General features: G+C 31.9%; 15 protein-coding genes. 4 read left to right on the top strand and 11 right to left on the bottom strand.

The window, feature by feature from the left end; all coding sequences use genetic code 11:
• Positions 1–9: 9 nt before the first annotated feature.
• Together OCU47_RS19820 and mnmL are read right to left on the bottom strand one after the other, a co-directional pair.
• Positions 10–1113 carry an ABC transporter ATP-binding protein gene (locus tag OCU47_RS19820; protein WP_261830300.1) on the bottom strand — a complete coding sequence of 368 codons (1104 nt, stop codon included), beginning with the start codon at positions 1111–1113 and terminating at the stop codon, positions 10–12.
• Positions 1114–1204: 91 nt separating this feature from the next.
• Entirely contained in the window at positions 1205–2152 is a 948-nt protein-coding gene (mnmL, locus tag OCU47_RS19815) for a tRNA modification radical SAM protein MnmL/YtqA (protein ID WP_261830299.1), read from the bottom strand.
• Positions 2153–2285: 133 nt separating this feature from the next.
• Here mnmL and OCU47_RS19810 point away from each other — a divergent pair, with 133 nt between their 5' ends.
• Together OCU47_RS19810 and OCU47_RS19805 are read left to right on the top strand one after the other, a co-directional pair.
• On the top strand, positions 2286–3347 hold the full coding sequence (locus tag OCU47_RS19810; protein ID WP_261830298.1) for a YkvI family membrane protein: 1062 nt from the start codon (positions 2286–2288) through the stop codon (positions 3345–3347).
• 25 nt (positions 3348–3372) lie between these two features.
• Positions 3373–4278: a radical SAM protein gene (locus tag OCU47_RS19805; RefSeq protein ID WP_261830297.1), complete on the top strand. Its 906-nt coding sequence runs from the start codon at positions 3373–3375 to the stop codon at positions 4276–4278.
• Positions 4279–4400: 122 nt separating this feature from the next.
• Here OCU47_RS19805 and OCU47_RS19800 read toward each other — a convergent pair whose 3' ends face one another.
• The 5 genes from OCU47_RS19800 to murI all read right to left on the bottom strand — a co-directional run bounded on the left by OCU47_RS19800 (position 4401) and on the right by murI (position 8848).
• Positions 4401–6260, bottom strand: coding sequence for a S8 family peptidase (locus tag OCU47_RS19800; RefSeq protein WP_261830296.1), 1860 nt, complete (start codon positions 6258–6260; stop codon positions 4401–4403).
• Between the two features lie 122 nt (positions 6261–6382).
• Positions 6383–7063 (bottom strand): XRE family transcriptional regulator, encoded by a 681-nt coding sequence (locus OCU47_RS19795; RefSeq protein ID WP_261830295.1) that lies wholly within the window; start codon positions 7061–7063, stop codon positions 6383–6385.
• 6 nt (positions 7064–7069) lie between these two features.
• Positions 7070–7432 (bottom strand): DUF3783 domain-containing protein, encoded by a 363-nt coding sequence (locus tag OCU47_RS19790; RefSeq protein ID WP_261830294.1) that lies wholly within the window; start codon positions 7430–7432, stop codon positions 7070–7072.
• Between the two features lie 27 nt (positions 7433–7459).
• Positions 7460–7975: a peptidylprolyl isomerase gene (locus OCU47_RS19785; protein WP_261830293.1), complete on the bottom strand. Its 516-nt coding sequence runs from the start codon at positions 7973–7975 to the stop codon at positions 7460–7462.
• Between the two features lie 96 nt (positions 7976–8071).
• Entirely contained in the window at positions 8072–8848 is a 777-nt protein-coding gene (murI, locus tag OCU47_RS19780) for a glutamate racemase (protein WP_261830292.1), read from the bottom strand.
• Positions 8849–9128: 280 nt separating this feature from the next.
• Between murI and OCU47_RS19775 the strand changes: the two genes are divergently transcribed.
• Complete coding sequence (locus OCU47_RS19775) at positions 9129–10250, top strand: HD-GYP domain-containing protein (protein WP_261830291.1); 1122 nt, start codon at positions 9129–9131, stop codon at positions 10248–10250.
• On the opposite strand, the gene OCU47_RS19770 is transcribed toward OCU47_RS19775, so the two are convergent.
• The 4 genes from OCU47_RS19770 to carA all read right to left on the bottom strand — a co-directional run bounded on the left by OCU47_RS19770 (position 10251) and on the right by carA (position 15922).
• Positions 10251–10526, bottom strand: coding sequence for a YciI family protein (locus tag OCU47_RS19770; RefSeq protein ID WP_261830290.1), 276 nt, complete (start codon positions 10524–10526; stop codon positions 10251–10253).
• A gap of 217 nt (positions 10527–10743) precedes the next feature.
• On the bottom strand, positions 10744–11217 hold the full coding sequence (locus OCU47_RS19765) for a hypothetical protein (protein ID WP_261830289.1): 474 nt from the start codon (positions 11215–11217) through the stop codon (positions 10744–10746).
• Positions 11218–11646: 429 nt separating this feature from the next.
• Positions 11647–14859 carry a carbamoyl-phosphate synthase large subunit gene (gene carB, locus OCU47_RS19760; protein ID WP_261830288.1) on the bottom strand — a complete coding sequence of 1071 codons (3213 nt, stop codon included), beginning with the start codon at positions 14857–14859 and terminating at the stop codon, positions 11647–11649.
• A gap of 13 nt (positions 14860–14872) precedes the next feature.
• Positions 14873–15922, bottom strand: coding sequence for a glutamine-hydrolyzing carbamoyl-phosphate synthase small subunit (gene carA / locus OCU47_RS19755; RefSeq protein ID WP_261830287.1), 1050 nt, complete (start codon positions 15920–15922; stop codon positions 14873–14875).
• Between the two features lie 800 nt (positions 15923–16722).
• On the opposite strand from carA, the gene OCU47_RS19750 reads away from it, so the two are divergent.
• Positions 16723–17295 carry a hypothetical protein gene (locus tag OCU47_RS19750; RefSeq protein ID WP_261830286.1) on the top strand — a complete coding sequence of 191 codons (573 nt, stop codon included), beginning with the start codon at positions 16723–16725 and terminating at the stop codon, positions 17293–17295.
• Positions 17296–17384: the final 89 nt, after the last annotated feature.

Genomic DNA, 17384 nt, shown 5'->3' with positions numbered 1-17384 from the left:
CATTTCCTCCTAAAATACTGCTTCTTCTGTTTCCTTATCAAATACGTGGCATTTTTCCATTCTTAAAGCTACTCTAGCTGCATCTCCAACCTTAAGTTGAGTACTTCCGTTAGATCTTACAACAATAGACTTGCCATCTTTATTTAAGTAAATGTAACTTTCTGCTCCCATTAATTCAGTTACTTCTACCTTAGCTGTAAGTTCAGCTTCATGTTTTTCTCCTGCTGCTTCTTCTAAAATATTTTCTGGTCTGATACCTAAAACAACCTCTTTACCAATATATGACTTTTCCTTAAGGATTGCTGCCTTATCGTCTGGTAATACTATTTCTTCTCCCTTAAATAGTGCAACTACCTTTCCAGCCTTTTCTTGTAGAGTTACATCTAAGAAGTTCATTTGTGGACTTCCGATAAATCCTGCAACGAAGATATTAACTGGGTTTTCATATATTTCTTGTGGGCTTGCAACTTGTTGAATTATACCGTCCTTCATAACAACAATTCTGCTACCCATTGTCATAGCTTCTGTTTGGTCATGTGTTACATATATAAATGTTGTTTGTAACTTTTTGTGTAATTTAGATATTTCAGTTCTCATTTGAACTCTTAGTTTAGCATCAAGGTTTGATAATGGTTCGTCCATTAAGAATACCTTTGGTTCTCTTACTATAGCTCTTCCTAACGCAACTCTTTGTCTTTGTCCACCAGATAAAGCCTTTGGCTTTCTGTCTAATAAATGTTCTATATCAAGTATTCTAGCTGCTTCCTTAACTTTCTTTTCTATTTCTTCCTTTGGAAGTTTTCTTAATTTTAATCCAAAAGCCATGTTATCATAAACTGTCATATGAGGATACAAAGCATAACTTTGGAAAACCATTGCGATATCTCTGTCCTTTGGTGCTGTATCATTAACAAGCTTATCTCCGATCCATAATTCTCCTTGTGATATTTCTTCAAGTCCTGCAACCATTCTTAATGTAGTTGACTTACCGCAACCAGATGGTCCTACGAATACTATAAATTCCTTGTCCTCTATATCTAAGTTGAAATCTTTAACTGCTGTCACATCTCCTGGATATACTTTATAAATATGTTTTAATGATAGGTTTGCCATTGTGCATTTCCCCCTTTAGTTTTTCTTAGTTATTCTATACTTAAATTGTAACCGTTTAATGATAGTTATTCCATACGTATTTTTAACAAAACTATTTAAACATATTTGTATGAAAGTCCAAACCCTGATATATATCATTTTCTTCCATATAATCATCTATTGCATTAAGTACTTCCCACTTTTTTAAACTCCACATAGGTCCTATAAGCAATTGTCTTGGAGCATCTCCTGTTAATCTATGAATGACTATATTGTCTGGCAACATGCATATTGCCTTGGAAATAGTCTCAACATATTCATCTTTTGATAAGAATTGAAGCTTTCCTTCTTCATACAATTTTACAAGCTTAGTATCCTTCATAAGATGTAATAAATGGAATTTTATCCCTTGTATATCAGTTCTTGATAGGTACCTTACTGTTTCCAACATATCTTCTTTACTTTCTCCTGGCAAACCAAAAATAGTGTGTACAACAACATCAACTCCACTATCTCTAAGGTTTTTTACTGCCTCTTCAAAGGTTGGTAAATCGTATCCTCTATTTATTATCTTTGCAGTAGCTTCATTTGAAGTTTGAAGTCCAAGTTCTACCCATGTATATACTTTACTATTTATCTCTTTTAATAATTCTACTACATCAGCTGATAAACAGTCTGGTCTTGTGGCAATCGCAATGCCCACTACCCCCTCCATATTTATAGCTTCTTCATACTTTCTTCTAAGCTCATCCACTGGTGCATATGTATTTGTATATGCCTGAAAATATGCTATGTACTTACCATTCTTCCACTTCTTTTGCATTACCTCTTTTATATTATTGAATTGGTCTGTTATTGACATCAATCTGTTGCCAGCATAATCACCTGAACCTCTTGCACTGCAAAATATACATCCTCCAGTACTTACTTTGCCATCTCTGTTAGGACAAGTAAAACCACCATCTATTGATATCTTAAATACCTTTTCTCCGAATTTATTTCTTAAAAAGTTATTTAAACTACAGTATCTCTTGTTGCCCCATTCTTCTTTGTATGCCATAAAAATCACCTTTCAATAAAACTTTCTTTCTTAATTATAACCTATTTTGCTCATATTTTATTATATTTTTTAAGAATAAAGTAATTAAATAAAAAGTATATTTATAGAGATAATTCTCTTGGGAGTTGATTTTTTGGAAAAAAAGTTAGGACAAATATTTCAAATTGCCGCTGTTTTCATTGGAACAATAGTTGGAGCAGGGCTTGCCTCTGGAAAAGAAACAACACAATTCTTTACATCATATGGATATAAAAGTTTCGTAGGTATATTATTCTGTGGAATTTTCTATATTGCCTTATGCTCAATTGTAACTAAAATAAGTTCTGCACATAACTTAAAATCCTATAGTGAACTTATGTATACTGTAAGTCCAAATTTTTTTAGTAAGGTTACAGGAACTATCACTACTCTATATTTAATATCCTCAGCTTCTATAATTTTAGCAGGCAGTGGTGCTCTACTTCATCAATTCTTTGGACTACCTAAAATAGTAGGAACAATTATTATGGCAACTATCGCTCTAGCCACTTTATTAAGAGGTACTTCTGGTCTTATAGAAATTAATTCCTTAATAGTGCCTTCCTTATTAATAGTTATTTTTAGTCTTTTTATGTTATATGCACTATTAGAAGGTAACACAATATCATTTGAATATTTAAAAAGTATACCTCCAAAAAAGCCATCAGGTTTAGCATTTTCCACAATAATATACGTAGGTTTTAACTTAACCTGTTGTAGTGGGGTACTGGTACCATTAAGTACTGAAATTAAAAATTCAAAGAATATGATTTTAGGAATTATTTTAGGCTCAATTGGTCTTACTTTCTTATGTTTAATGATAAATACAATGCTTATGACAAATCAACCTTATATTTTTAAGTATGAGATTCCTTTACTTTATGTAGCTGATAGATTTGGTAAGCTGATCCAAGGAATTCTTCTAATAATAATTTGGTGCGAAATGTTTTCTACTGAAGTATCTGACGTTTATTCTATAAGCAAAACTTTAGACAGTGCATTCCATATTGATTATAAAAAAGCTATTTTTTTAGTTATACTAATAGCTATTCCTGTATCACAAATTGGATTTTCTAACTTAATATCAACATTATACCCTGTATTCGGTACACTAAGTTTAATATTTGTATCTCAGTGCGTGTACTTTTATTTTAAACATCCAAGTCAGAAAAAATGATATAATCTTTTTTGAGGTGTTTAATTTGGATAATATGAATTTGTTAAAGAATTGTAATTTATGTATAAGGAATTGTAATATAGATAGAACTGCTGGAAAAATAGGTTTCTGCCGTTCAACAGATGAAATTGTAATAGCAAGAGCCGCTCTTCATCAATGGGAAGAGCCTTGCATATCAGGCAAAAATGGATCTGGAACTGTTTTTTTCTCTAATTGTAATTTTAGATGTGTATTCTGCCAAAATCACGAGATAAGCCAAGAAGGTACTGGACGCTCTGTTTCCATAGAACGTCTTAGTGAAATTTTCTTAGAACTAAAGAGTAAAGGTGCACATAATATTAATTTAGTTACTCCTACACATTTTGTCCCTCAAATTATAGAAGCTATAAAAATTGCTAGAAGTAAAGGGTTGGATCTTCCTATTGTATACAATACTAATGGTTATGATTCTATTTATACTATAAAACAACTAGATGGATTTGTAGATGTATATCTACCTGATTTCAAATACTTTGACGATAAATACTCCACTAAGTATTCTTCAGCCCCTAACTATAAAGAAAATGTATTAAAAATCATAGGAGAAATGCTTAAACAAGTTGGCACTCCACAATTTGATGATAACGGCATAATGCTAAAAGGGGTAATTGTACGTCATCTTATGCTGCCTGGACTTTTATTTGATTCAAAAAAAGTTATAGATACCCTATATAAAAATTTCAGTGATTCTATTTTTATAAGCATAATGAATCAATACACTCCTTTAAACAAAGCATGTAACTACCCTGAGATAAACAAAACTTTAAATCCTAAGCACTATGATTCACTAATTGATTATGCTTTATCTATTGGAGTAAAAAATGGTTTCATTCAAGATGAGGGCACTTCAGATACAAACTTTATACCCCCATTTAACTATGAGGGAGTTTAATTATTAATCAAACTATGTTCTAAGATGAATTAAGGGAAGCTCTTTAGCCTCCCTTAATTCATCTTTTTTTAAAAATGTATTGCCCTTTTTAAACATAATTCAGCTAACATATACACTATAAATTAGTTTTTACCTAATACATAAGAACTTGGAAGTCTCACATATATATTGCCAAAACTATATTCCACTCTATTTTCTTTATCTACACATCCCCTATATTCATCTATATCCCTAGTCAAATTCAGAGCTAATAAATTTAAAGTTTCTTCCACACATAATTCTCCATATCCCCAATTAGGATTTGGATAAAGCACATCTAATCTCTTTCTCCTTGCACCTTTTATCAAATAATACTTTAGTCTATCTCCATATAAAAATGGGTCATTTCCTTTTACCAATCCCCATTCCATTAATAAAGCAGCTGAACCAGTCACATGAGGTGTCGCCATAGATGTACCTGATTTAACATCAAAACTTCCTCCAGGCACAGCAGATATTATAGCATTTCCTGGTGCCACTAAATCCGGCTTAAACTGTCCATTAAGTTGAATTAAGCGTCCTCTTCCTGAAAAAGCTGAAATAACATTGGTTACATAATCATAACTTCCCACTGATATCACACCTCTTACTGTTGCTGGTATCCCCAAGGTATTATATACATTAGGTTGTAAAAACTTCGTGTCAGGACTAAGCCCCTCACTGATTGGCATCCATAAATCATATTCTCCTGTATATTCTGATTCATTGGTTATTCTTAGAGACCAAGTTCCTCCTTGCTCAAAAGTTTCTCCTATAGGCAATAAGGTAATTACTATTTCTCCAATTATATCGAATGGTTTTGGTCCTGTATTATAAATCAATCCAACATTCTGTCCAATTCTAACTTGATTAAGTCCTTCTGCTAATCTTATACTGCCACTTCTGTTCCCTTCTGGTGATACTATTTCTAAAGATAATTGTGTTAATACAGGTTTATATAATTGTAGGATTACCCCGCTCTCCCCTGCTGCTATTGCAAAATCTATATTGATAGACTCCTTTGTTACTATGCCACCAGCATGATGAGCTGCTTCTCCTTCATTACCTGTAGCTATAACTATAGTTACTAGTTCTAAGCTGCTCATAACTTGAATATACTGCTCTAATAAGCTTGTACCATTATGTGCTCCATCGTTTGTACTCATACTTATATTTATAACAGTAGGTTGGTTCAATTCTTGAGACTTATCAATAAGAAACTTTATTCCTCTCATTATTTGTGTGCTTAAAGCATAATTAGCATTACCATACCTTGTAGTTTTCACCATTGCTATAGAACTGTTATATGCAACCCCTCTATTCTCTAATGGAATGTTTCCACCTCCACAAGCTATTCCAGCCACATGTGTTCCATGTCCAACAGGGTCATCTGCCATTACTATACTTAAAGGATTTTTGCTTTTTATTGCTGCATTAATCTGTTCTTTAGTATACACCTTTGAGTTATCAGTCAAATCATAAATGAACTCTATTCTTGTTGTTCCATCTGTATTCATAAACGCTGGATGAAGATAATCAATTCCCGTATCAACAAAGCCTACAAGTATTTTTTCACCGGATAGCCCATATCGATCCCAAGCTTGAGGAATACATGACGCCTTATTGCTGTTAATATCAGAAGTGAATAACGCCTTAGGTAATTCAGCATATGATATTCCTTCAATAAGATTTATCTTTTCTATTTCTGCTGCTGGTAAGGTTAATATCCCAAACCCAAAATCTAAATCTTCAAACTTAACTCCATTTTTTTGTGCAGATTGAGCCACCTTCTCTTTGTTATTTCCAAACAAAACTACAACCTCTATTTGTCCTGTGTTAATAATCTCCTTAGCTGACACTTTTATTATTTTTTCTTTTAGTCCTTGAGCGGAATTAAGTAATATGTTAATTAATCCTTCAAATTTATCCTTAATGTGTCCCACCCCAAATGAATTTGTCTTCATAACTATATATTCTATTGTTATACCAATTAGAATTCCTGCAACTTATTTTGCAAGAAAAACTGCTACGAATAAACTATAAAAAAAAGCTAGATAAGAACCTTCACTCTCATCTAGCTAATATTTTACAAATTAATTTCAATCTTTACTGCCTTTGCTAAAACTTTAATCTCTTTAAAGTTTGCAGTTTCAGTCTTTACAGTTCCCTTATTGCTTAAAATTAATGCCTTTGCACTATCTAATCTCTTTAACTGTCTTATAACAACTTCACCATTTAGTTCTAATAAATATATACCAGTTGTATCAAACTCTTTCACATGACCACATAATACTAAATCTTCACTTTGTATTCTATATCCTATCATGTCATCATTGTCTACTTTTACATAAAAGGCTTTATCCTGTGGAATTCCTTCTATCTTGTTAAGATTTATGGCTAATTGCCTAGAACCAAGAACCTTTTTTAAGCTAGAATCATATACTGGAACATTTTTCAACACTGAAGCAAACGCTTGATTCCACACATCATCTACTTCAACATTCTTTTGTTTCTTTTCATGAACACTTATCTTAAGTTCTTCTTTTTCCTTTTGTAGGTCTTCATCTGTTGCTACCATGCTTACATCATTTAAGCTAACATTTAAAGCCTTTTCTACTTTTTGTATAAATGATTCATTTATAATCTTTCTTCCAAGCTCTACATCATTAATATATTTCTCAGCTACACCTAATTTTTTAGCCAAAATTTTTTGTGTTATGTTGGCTTTAATTCTTGCGTCTTTGATTTTCTCCCCAACTCTGCTCACTTTATATCATCCTTTCTGCTGACTCTTATACCATTCTCTTTCTTCAATTAAATGATCTAATAAATAACTAAAAGTCCATTGACTTGAAGTATTTGTTACTACTGCCATTATTGCATCTGGAATAGTCTTTTTTATATACGTTATACTACTTTTGATATCTTTATCATTGTAACTATTAAATAGTATTACTTTCTCCTTTGGTAATACTTTATCTGATATAGCAAATTTAAAACCAGTTAATATATCTTTAATTTTCATTTCTGCCATATCTTCTTGTATCATAATGACTTTAGCTCCATTTGAAGATATCTTTTTGATTTCTTCTTCACTTAACCCATAAGTGAGTAATGCCTTGCGATTTTCTAACAATAAAAAACACCTCTCATTTCTCATTCCTTACTTTATTTTTTCTGGTTCTCCAATTTCATCTGCATTCTCAACAGTTACTGATTCCATAACTTGATCTTCATATGGTTTATCTGAATAATCTGTTTTTGTTGAAACTATTTGATCTGCAACTTCTATTCCTTCAATAACCTTTCCAAAAGAAGCATATTGACCATCTAAATGTGGAGCATCTGCTACCATTATAAAGAATTGGCTTCCTGCTGAATCTAAGGCCATTGATCTAGCCATTGAAATTACACCCTTTGTATGCTTTAAGTTATTATCAAAGCCGTTTTTTGTAAATTCTCCTTTAATTGAGTATCCTGGGCCGCCCATACCAGTACCTTCTGGGCATCCCCCTTGAATCATAAAACCAGGTATTACTCTGTGGAAAATTAACCCATCATAAAATCCTGCTTTAGCTAAGCTAACAAAATTCTTAACTGTATTTGGTGCTATTTCTGGATAAAGCTCTACTTTAATCGCTCCACCATTTTTCATCTTTATTGTAACTATAGGGTTCATATTAAACTCTCCTTTTAAATCTAATTTTATTTAGTCTTGTATATTAGTATTGACTATCTATATTTGAATTATATATTATTTCAATTAATTAGTGAATTATTTAATTAGTGAATAACTAAGATCTATCACTTCTTTGGTATTTAGTGAATTATATATTTCTATTTTTCTTCCATCTTCCTCTTTAAGCAAGGACTTTTCATCTAACTTTCTTATAAGCTGTCTTACGGTTCCTTCACTTCCATCTATAATGTTAACACTTGGTCCAACTATCTTTCTTAATGTTTCCTTTATGAATGGATAATGAGTACATCCTAAAACTATAGTTTCTATTATGTCATCTTTATATGGCCTAAACTTGTTTTCAAGAAATTCCTTAAGTTCATTTCCTTCAAGTATTCCTTTTTCAACAAACTCTACAAGACCTGAACATGGCATAGGTACTATATCTACTTCTTGATTACAAGTGTTCAATAAATTATTAAACTTATCTTCTGATAAGGTTAATTGAGTAGCCATTATAACAACCTTTCCTCTTTTATGGTGCTCAACTGCTGGTTTAACAGCTGGTTCTATTCCTATTATAGGTATATCTTTATACTTTGATCTTAAATCTTTAATCGCTACTGATGTAGCTGTATTACAAGCTATAACTATAGCTTTAGCCTTCTTATCTAATAAAAATTCAACTGCGTTGAAAGTTAACCTTTTAGCTTCTTCAACAGACTTAACACCATAAGGAGCATTTAAAGAATCTCCGTAATATATTAGATTTTCTTTCGGTAATAATTCTATAGCCTTCCTCATAACACTTAGCCCACCTACTCCTGAATCAAAAAAACCTATAGGCATATTTCTTAAGTCTTCTAACTTCATCTTTCTCACTCCATTACTATTAAGACATCTTCAAAAATAAATAAGTCTATACACACCCAATACTCTAACTTATTGCTTGTTTTCAGATGTCTAAGAACTTTTTAAAATACCATTATAGATTATATTATATATCAATTATTCATACTCTTCATAATAATTTTCTGTTTTTTCTTTATATTATTAATATTTTCTTTTATAATTATAATTAATACTATATAAGGCATCTTCAAAAAAATAAATACATATGCCTGATGTTGATTTTCCATAGTGAGGTGTAGATATGCGATTGATTCCAATAGAATGTGTTCGAGAAAACACATACTTAGCAAAAACTATATATGACGATAATGGATTTCCTTTATTAAAAGAGGGAGTACTACTTACTGAAACACTTTTGAAAAAATTAGAAAGTATATATATAAAATATATATATATAGTAGATAAATACAGTTCGGAAGAAATTGAAGATATAATTAAACCAGAGTTGAAACAAAAATCCATTCTGGCGATTAAGAATTCATTTAAAAACATTGAGCAACTTTATAACTCTGCAAGCAATAACCAAGATGCTTTTGCAAATAACGATGATTTATTAAAGCAACAAGATAATTACATTATGCAAATACAAGAAGTGGCAGAAGAATTACTAGACAACATATTATGCAACGACAAGCTTTTGGTTAACTTAGTTGACATAAAAAGCATGGACAATTATACATATCAACATTGTATTAATGTTGCCATTTTATCAGTTGTAATTGGCTTAGGAATGAAATTACTTAGATCTGAATTGCTAAACCTTACAGTAGGAGCTATATTACATGATATAGGCAAAATATTTATTTCTAAAAGTATATTACTTAAAAATGGTGCCTTAACTGATGAAGAATATTGTGCAATGAAGATGCATCCTGAAAAAGGTTATAGTTATCTTTCTAATTCTTCATGCATATCAGCTAGTGCTAAAATGGTAATATTGCAACATCATGAACGATATGATGGGTTGGGATACCCTAATAGGCTTAAAGAAGATAAAATAAATAAACTTGCTCGAATTGTTTCTGTGGCTGATGTTTACGATTCCCTAACTTCTGATAGACCTTACAGAAAAGCTCTATCACCAAATTATGCTTTTGAATATATAATTGGCAATGTGTATTCTATGTTTGACTATAATGTTGTTCAAACATTTTCTAAGGTAATAGTTCCATATCCTGAAGGAACTTTGGTTAGATTAAGTAATGGAGATATTGCTGTAGTAGAAGATACTTTTCCTGAATATCCATTACGACCAACTATAAGGATAATTAGAAGTAATGAAAAAGAGAAAGAAGGTTCATTAATTAACTTAGCCAATAACCTTTCTTTAGTTATATCTAATATTGAATATACTGTCTATTAACTAGCAACCTAATCTTATTTTATTTCTGCTTAGTATCTCAAAGGAGTAGCTTGATGTATTAACAAAAGGATTTTCACTTACAATACGTTGAGCTTCTTCTAGATTATTGGCTTGAAAAATCAGAGTTCCTCCATTTTTATTGTAAGTTCCTCCACACCATAAATACTTTGAAAGGCTCATTTCTTTATTCTTTACATTCTTTTCTCTTATATTCTTTTTACTTTCCTCATCTAATTTATAATTAATCTTTACGAATATTCCCAAATTCTTTGTCATAAAAATTACCCCCTAAGTTTATTTTTTAATTATTTATATTCTTGCTTTTAAAAATATATTCCTACTTTTTATCTCGAACATTTGTTTGTTATAATAATTATAGTCGAACATATGTTTTATAGTCAATACATATTTCTATATTTTTTTTAAATCTATTCTTAACAAACGAAAAAGTGACTTTAACAAACTTCACTCTGCTAAAATCACTCTTAATTCACTACCTTTTGCTATTTATATTTTGATTCACTGTATCAAGCACACCTTTAATCTCATCACTTTCTATGACTAAGCGTGAAGACTTATTATCTAGCATATCAACCTTATCTAAATCATATGCATACGCTTTTTTATTCTTAAAAACTACAGGAATTTGTACTTTATAATTTTCACTCTGAAGATCTATGTAACCATTAAGTACTTTGCCTTGATTAGCATCTCCAATATCTCTTACTGCTGTTATTTTACCTGCATTATACCATTCTAAAGATTTATTTAAAGCCTGTTCTATTGTAGCTGTTAAATCCATAGGTTCTTGTATTGTATCAGATATAACGACTTTAACCACTTGAGTATCTTTCTCGCCTTTTGTTAAATCCATTGTAAATTTATAATCCTTTTGCCCACACCCAATCAATCCAAAAGTAATTACACACATCATTATAATAACTACATTCTTTTTTATCCTTCTCAAAATACCCTCTCCTATCCTAACTGTTATCAGCCCTTCTACATTAATAACTTATTTATATTTTATAATAACACTTTTTAAGTTTCTATAGCATTTTATGCACATAAATATCATAAAAAAATACTTATCCTATCATGTATAATCCTTGAGCTTATCAAGTAAAACTTGATTCAGGTGGGGTATATCCCCATCTGAATCTTAGTTGAACTTATCCAGGAGCGTGCAGCCGTTATCTTCAACTTAAAGAAGTTGGAGTGTTACGGATGCTAGCTATCGGATAAATTCTATAAGTTTCCTATAATGAAAAATCCTGAAGCTATACACAGCCTCAGGATTTTTACTATACTTATATAAATTATACATAGGGCAATTTTATTATGCTACAGCATCCGTAAAAAATACGTATTTTATCTGCTACGCATATTAGATTTATTATTTATTTTCAGCAGCTAAATCAAATACTGGAACATCTACATTTTCTACTCCGTTCTTTTTAACATTTACAAGAGCTCTGAAGGTATCAAGTGCTGTCATAACTCCAATATTTCTTTCTATAGCAGCTCTTCTTATATGGAAGCCATCTCTCTTAGAATCATTAGCCTTAGTTGGAGTATTTACAACTAAATCTACTTCGTTATGTTTTATAACATCCATTATATTAGGGTGATCTTCACTTAACTTTCTTACCACCTTAGCTTCAATACCAGCAGTTGCTAATAAAGCAGCTGTGCCTTCTGTTGCTATGAATTCATAACCTAAATCACCTAAAGGTCTAACTATTTCTAAGAATTCTTCTTTATCATGCTTATTTACAGTTGCAAGTATCTTTTTCTTTGGTAGAGAGTACATATTAGCCCCTACAAAGCCTTTGTATAGAGCTTCTAATATATTTCTTCCTACACCAAGAACTTCTCCTGTAGATCTCATTTCTGGTCCAAGAGATACCTCTACGTTTGGTAGCTTTTGAGTTGAGAATACTGGAACTTTAACTGATACGAAATTTGGTTCTTTGTATACTCCAGTTCCATATCCCATATCCTTTATCTTTTCTCCAAGCATTACTCTTGTTGCTATATCTACTATTGGAACTCCACTTACCTTACTGATATATGGAACGGTTCTTGATGCTCTTGGGTTAACCTCTATTACATAAAGACTTCCTTCAAACTCTATGAACTGTATGTTTATCATACCTTTTATTCCTATACCAAGTGCTAACTTCTCAGTGTATTCTAATACCTTTGCCTTAATATTTTCACAAATATTTTGGCTTGGATACATAGTTATACTATCCCCTGAGTGAACTCCAGCTCTTTCAAGATGCTCCATTATTCCTGGTATTAATATATCTTCTCCATCAGAGATTGCATCTACTTCTATTTCTCTACCCATTAAGTACTTATCAATTAATATTGGGTTCTTATGGTCCTTTTCAAAAGCATTCTTTAGGTAGAAGGTTAACTCTTCTTCATCATGAGTTATTTCCATTCCCTGTCCGCCTAAAACATAGGATGGTCTAACAAGTATTGGGAAACCTAATTTTCTAGCCTCTTCTAATCCTTCTTCTAAGCTCCAAACTCCCTTACCCTTTGGTCTTGCTATTCCAAGTCTTTCAAGAAGTTCATCAAACTTTTCTCTATCTTCTGCCATATCAATTTGATCTGCAGTTGTTCCAAGAGTTACTACTTTCTTTTCTTTTAAGAATTCAGCAAGCTTTATTGAAGTTTGACCACCAAATTGTAGAATTACTCCATCTGGCTTTTCTTTGTCAATTATATTTAATACATCTTCTTCTGTAAGTGGTTCAAAATATAACTTATCTGACATATTGAAGTCTGTACTTACAGTTTCAGGATTGTTGTTTACTATAATTGTTTCAATACCAAGCTTTCTTAAAGCCATTACGCAGTGAACAGAAGCATAGTCAAATTCTATTCCTTGACCAATTCTTATTGGACCTGAACCTATAACCATAACCTTCTTCTTATCTGATACTTCAACTTCATCATATTGATCATAAGTTGAGTAATAATATGGAGATAGTGCTTCAAATTCTCCACCACAAGTATCAACCATTTTGTATACAGGCTTAACATTCCAAATACTTCTCAATCTATATACATCTTCTGGTGACACTCTTAGCATATCTGCTATTGCCTTATCTGAGAAACCTTGTTTCTTAAGCTTGTATAACCATTCTTTATCTAGGTTATCTATGTGACTTAATCTTAATCTTTGTTCTTCTTCAACTATTCCCTTGAACTTCTTGATGAAGAACATATCTATACCTGTAATTTGAGCAACCTTCTCCATTCTGTAATCTCTTCTTAGCATTTCAGCTAAAGCAAAGATTCTTTCATCATCTGGTGACATTACTCTTCTCTTTAATTCACTGATACTAAGTTCTCTGAATTTTTTATGTTCTAAAGAATACTTTCCTATTTCTAATGAACGTACTCCCTTTAAGAAAGCAGCTTCGAAGTTACTTCCTATAGCCATTACTTCTCCTGTTGCCATCATCTTTGTTCCTAGTTCTCTATCTGCCCCTGTGAACTTATCAAATGGCCACTTTGGTATCTTACAAACTACATAGTCAAGAGTTGGTTCAAAGCAGGCATAAGTCTTTTGAGTAACTGCATTCTTTATTTCATCAAGTCCATAACCTAAGGCTATCTTCGCAGCAACTTTAGCTATTGGATAACCTGTAGCCTTTGATGCTAGAGCTGATGAACGTGAAACTCTTGGGTTGATTTCTATTACTGCATAATCAAAAGAATCTGGATTTAGTGCAAATTGTACGTTACATCCACCTTCAATTCCAACTGCATTGATTATATCTATAGATGCACTTCTAAGCATTTGGTACTCTTTATCTGATAAAGTTTGGCTAGGGGCAACAACTATACTGTCTCCAGTATGTATTCCTACTGGGTCTATGTTTTCCATGTTACATACTGTTATACAAGTTCCAAAGCTATCTCTCATAACTTCGTACTCTACTTCTTTCCAGCCTTTAACACTCTTTTCAAGAAGAACTTGGCCTATGGTACTTAATTGTATTCCTGACTCAAGAGTTTCTCTTAATTCTTCTTCATTGTCAGCAATTCCACCACCAGTTCCCCCTAAGGTATAAGCTGGTCTTACTATAACTGGGTAACCAATCTTGTTTGCAAAGTTAACTCCTGATTCTATATCTGTTATGATTTCACTTTGTATTACTGGTTGCTTTATTCTGTTCATCATATCTCTGAACAGTTCTCTATCTTCTCCCTCTTTAATTGAAGCTATAGAGGTTCCGATTACCTTAACATTATGCTTTTCTAAGATTCCCTTATCATGTAATTCAACTGCAAGGTTAAGTCCTGTTTGACCACCCATTCCTGTTAAAATACTGTCTGGTTTTTCTTGTATAATAACTTTTTCAACAAACTCTACTGTTAATGGTTCTATATATACTTTATCTGCAACTTCTCTATCAGTCATTATAGTAGCTGGGTTAGAGTTTATAAGAACAACCTCTACTCCTTCTTCTTTTAATGCTTGACAAGCTTGTGTTCCTGAATAGTCAAACTCTGCTGCCTGACCTATAACAATTGGACCTGATCCTATAACTAATACTTTTTTAATATCTTTATTTAATGGCATTTCTCTTCCCCTCCTATAATGAATACTTCATGAACTCGTCAAAAATATAATCGCTGTCCTTTGGTCCTGGACATGCTTCTGGATGGAATTGTACTGAGAATATTGGTAATGATTTGTGTCTCATTCCTTCCACAGTTCCATCATTAACATTTACATGAGTCACCTCTACATCTTGTGGTAGAGTTTCAACATAGTATCCATGGTTTTGAGAAGTTATATGCACCTTATTTCCTACTAAATCTTTAACTGGATGGTTACAACCTCTGTGACCAAATTTAAGTTTGGCAGTTTTGCCACCAAGAGCAAGAGCTATAAGTTGGTGACCAAGACATATACCTACTATAGGTTTCTTTCCAACTATTTTCTTAATTTCTTCTATTGCTCCAACTACATCTTCTGGATCTCCAGGTCCATTAGATAAGAATACTAAATCTGGATTTACTTCTAATATTTCTTCTGCTTTTGCATCTGCTGGGAATACAGTAACTTTACAATCTCTTTTCACAAAACTGTTTATAATGTTGCTCTTTATTCCAAAATCCATTATTGCTACATGTTTTCCCTTACCTGCTACCTCATAAACTTCTTTAGTTGTAACAGTTTTAACTGCATCAACATTAGAAAACTCTTTGATTTTAGACATAGCTTCTTTTTCTGATAATTCTTCTAAAGCTATTATCCCTCTCATTGTTCCACTATTTCTTAAAATCTTTGTTAATGCTCTGGTATCAAGACCTTCAAGGCCTATTATCTTGTTTTGTTTTAAATAATTATCTATTTCTAACTCACATCTAAAGTTGTTAGGATTGTCACACTTTTCTCTAACAATAAATCCTTTTACCTTAGGTGATTTTGACTCTCCATCTTCTAGGTTTACTCCATAGTTTCCTATTAACGGATATGTCATTGTTACGATTTGCCCATAATAAGATGGATCTGTAAGTACTTCTTGATATCCTGTCATTCCTGTGTTGAATACTACTTCACCCACAGTATCTTCTAAATATCCAAAGGCTTTACCTTCAAATGTCACTCCATTTTCTAAAATAAGTTTTGCTTTCATAGTAATGTCCTCCTTAAAACTATAAAGCAAAATACACTTATAAAAAGGTCTAATTTCACAAAGCTATATATGAGAAAAGGACACCAGAGGATTAATTAATGGTATTAATCCCCTCTTGTCCTTCATATCTAAAGCTAAGTAGCTTATTAAACAAATCTATAATATTGCATGATAATTTATTAAAACCTATCATTGCACATACTCCTTTCTGGCCTCACAGGACCAATTTAAAGTGTATTTTAACTTCTTTTTTCTTACTTTTCATTGTATTTTAAAACACTATATACGTCAAGTATATTTTTGTTTCCTGTTATTCTTTAATAAGGCATATTCAAAAATAAATAAATCTACATGCTATTTATTTTCAGACGCCTAATGGAAATTCAACAGTAAATATTTTTGTTTATGGAAAAAGTAGTGTACGGTCAATTCAACATACACTACTTTTTCCCTTGAAACTTTTTAAAGTTTACACTATGTATCTTTATGGGATACACTTTGAAGTTCCCTTTAAATCCTTTATTTGCATCGGAGGTTGTCCCTCACAATTTAGAATTAAAGCTCCTTCTTGCTTATTGAGTTTTTCCTTAGATTTATAACCTGTGGAATTACAAATCTTTGTATATAACTTTTTTTTGCAACTTCGTTGTCCTATTGAAGTCTACTTTATTATTATCTATAACCCTAGGTTTTGTCAATGGGATATATGCAATTATACTTATTTTAAAATGAATAATAGTAACTTTTTATACTAAAACTCATATTTATATATAGATATAAAAATTTTTAGAGGTCTAAGAATGACTATTTACGATGATGATAACAGATTTAGCTTCCACAACAATTTTACTATATTCAACGAAGACCAAGATTTTGATGCTGTAGGTGAGTATGAAGTAGATATCCCATATACTTATGCTCCAATTTATGTGGATGAAGAGGAAATGGACGAAACAAGAGAAAACAGAAGCATGTTTCCTGGCCAAGGAGGACCTTCTAAACATCCAGGTGGTCCGCCTAAACCTCCAGGACCTCCACCAAAGTTTCCAGGCCAAGGTGGCTTTCCTAACTTTCCAGGAAACTTCCCACCACCTCCTGCAGTTAACGTTCCCCCTCAAGCCCCTCCACCTTTTATACCATCAAAGGAGGGATTTGGTGCAACTAACGCACCTATAATAAAAGCTGTAGGTCCAAAATCTATAGCACCTTGCAGATTTAAATTCACTTATATATGGCAAACTAACGGTCGTTCCTATTGGGCATATATAACTCATGTAGATAGGTACTCTATTGCTGGTTGGAGATTTATGTTCTTCAAGTGGGTTTACTTTGGACTTGATCTTAACAGAATTGAAAGTTTTGTTTGTTATTAACTAAAAATCAAGGCATTTTGAAAAAATATTCACAGCATATTTTGCGTTATTTTTTATTTCAATGTACCTAAAAAAGGAGTACCTTTTTC

It is taken from the genome of Clostridium sp. TW13 (assembly GCF_024345225.1).
Lineage (GTDB): Bacteria > Bacillota > Clostridia > Clostridiales > Clostridiaceae > Inconstantimicrobium > Inconstantimicrobium mannanitabidum.
This window is presented reverse-complemented; position numbering and strand designations above follow the sequence as displayed.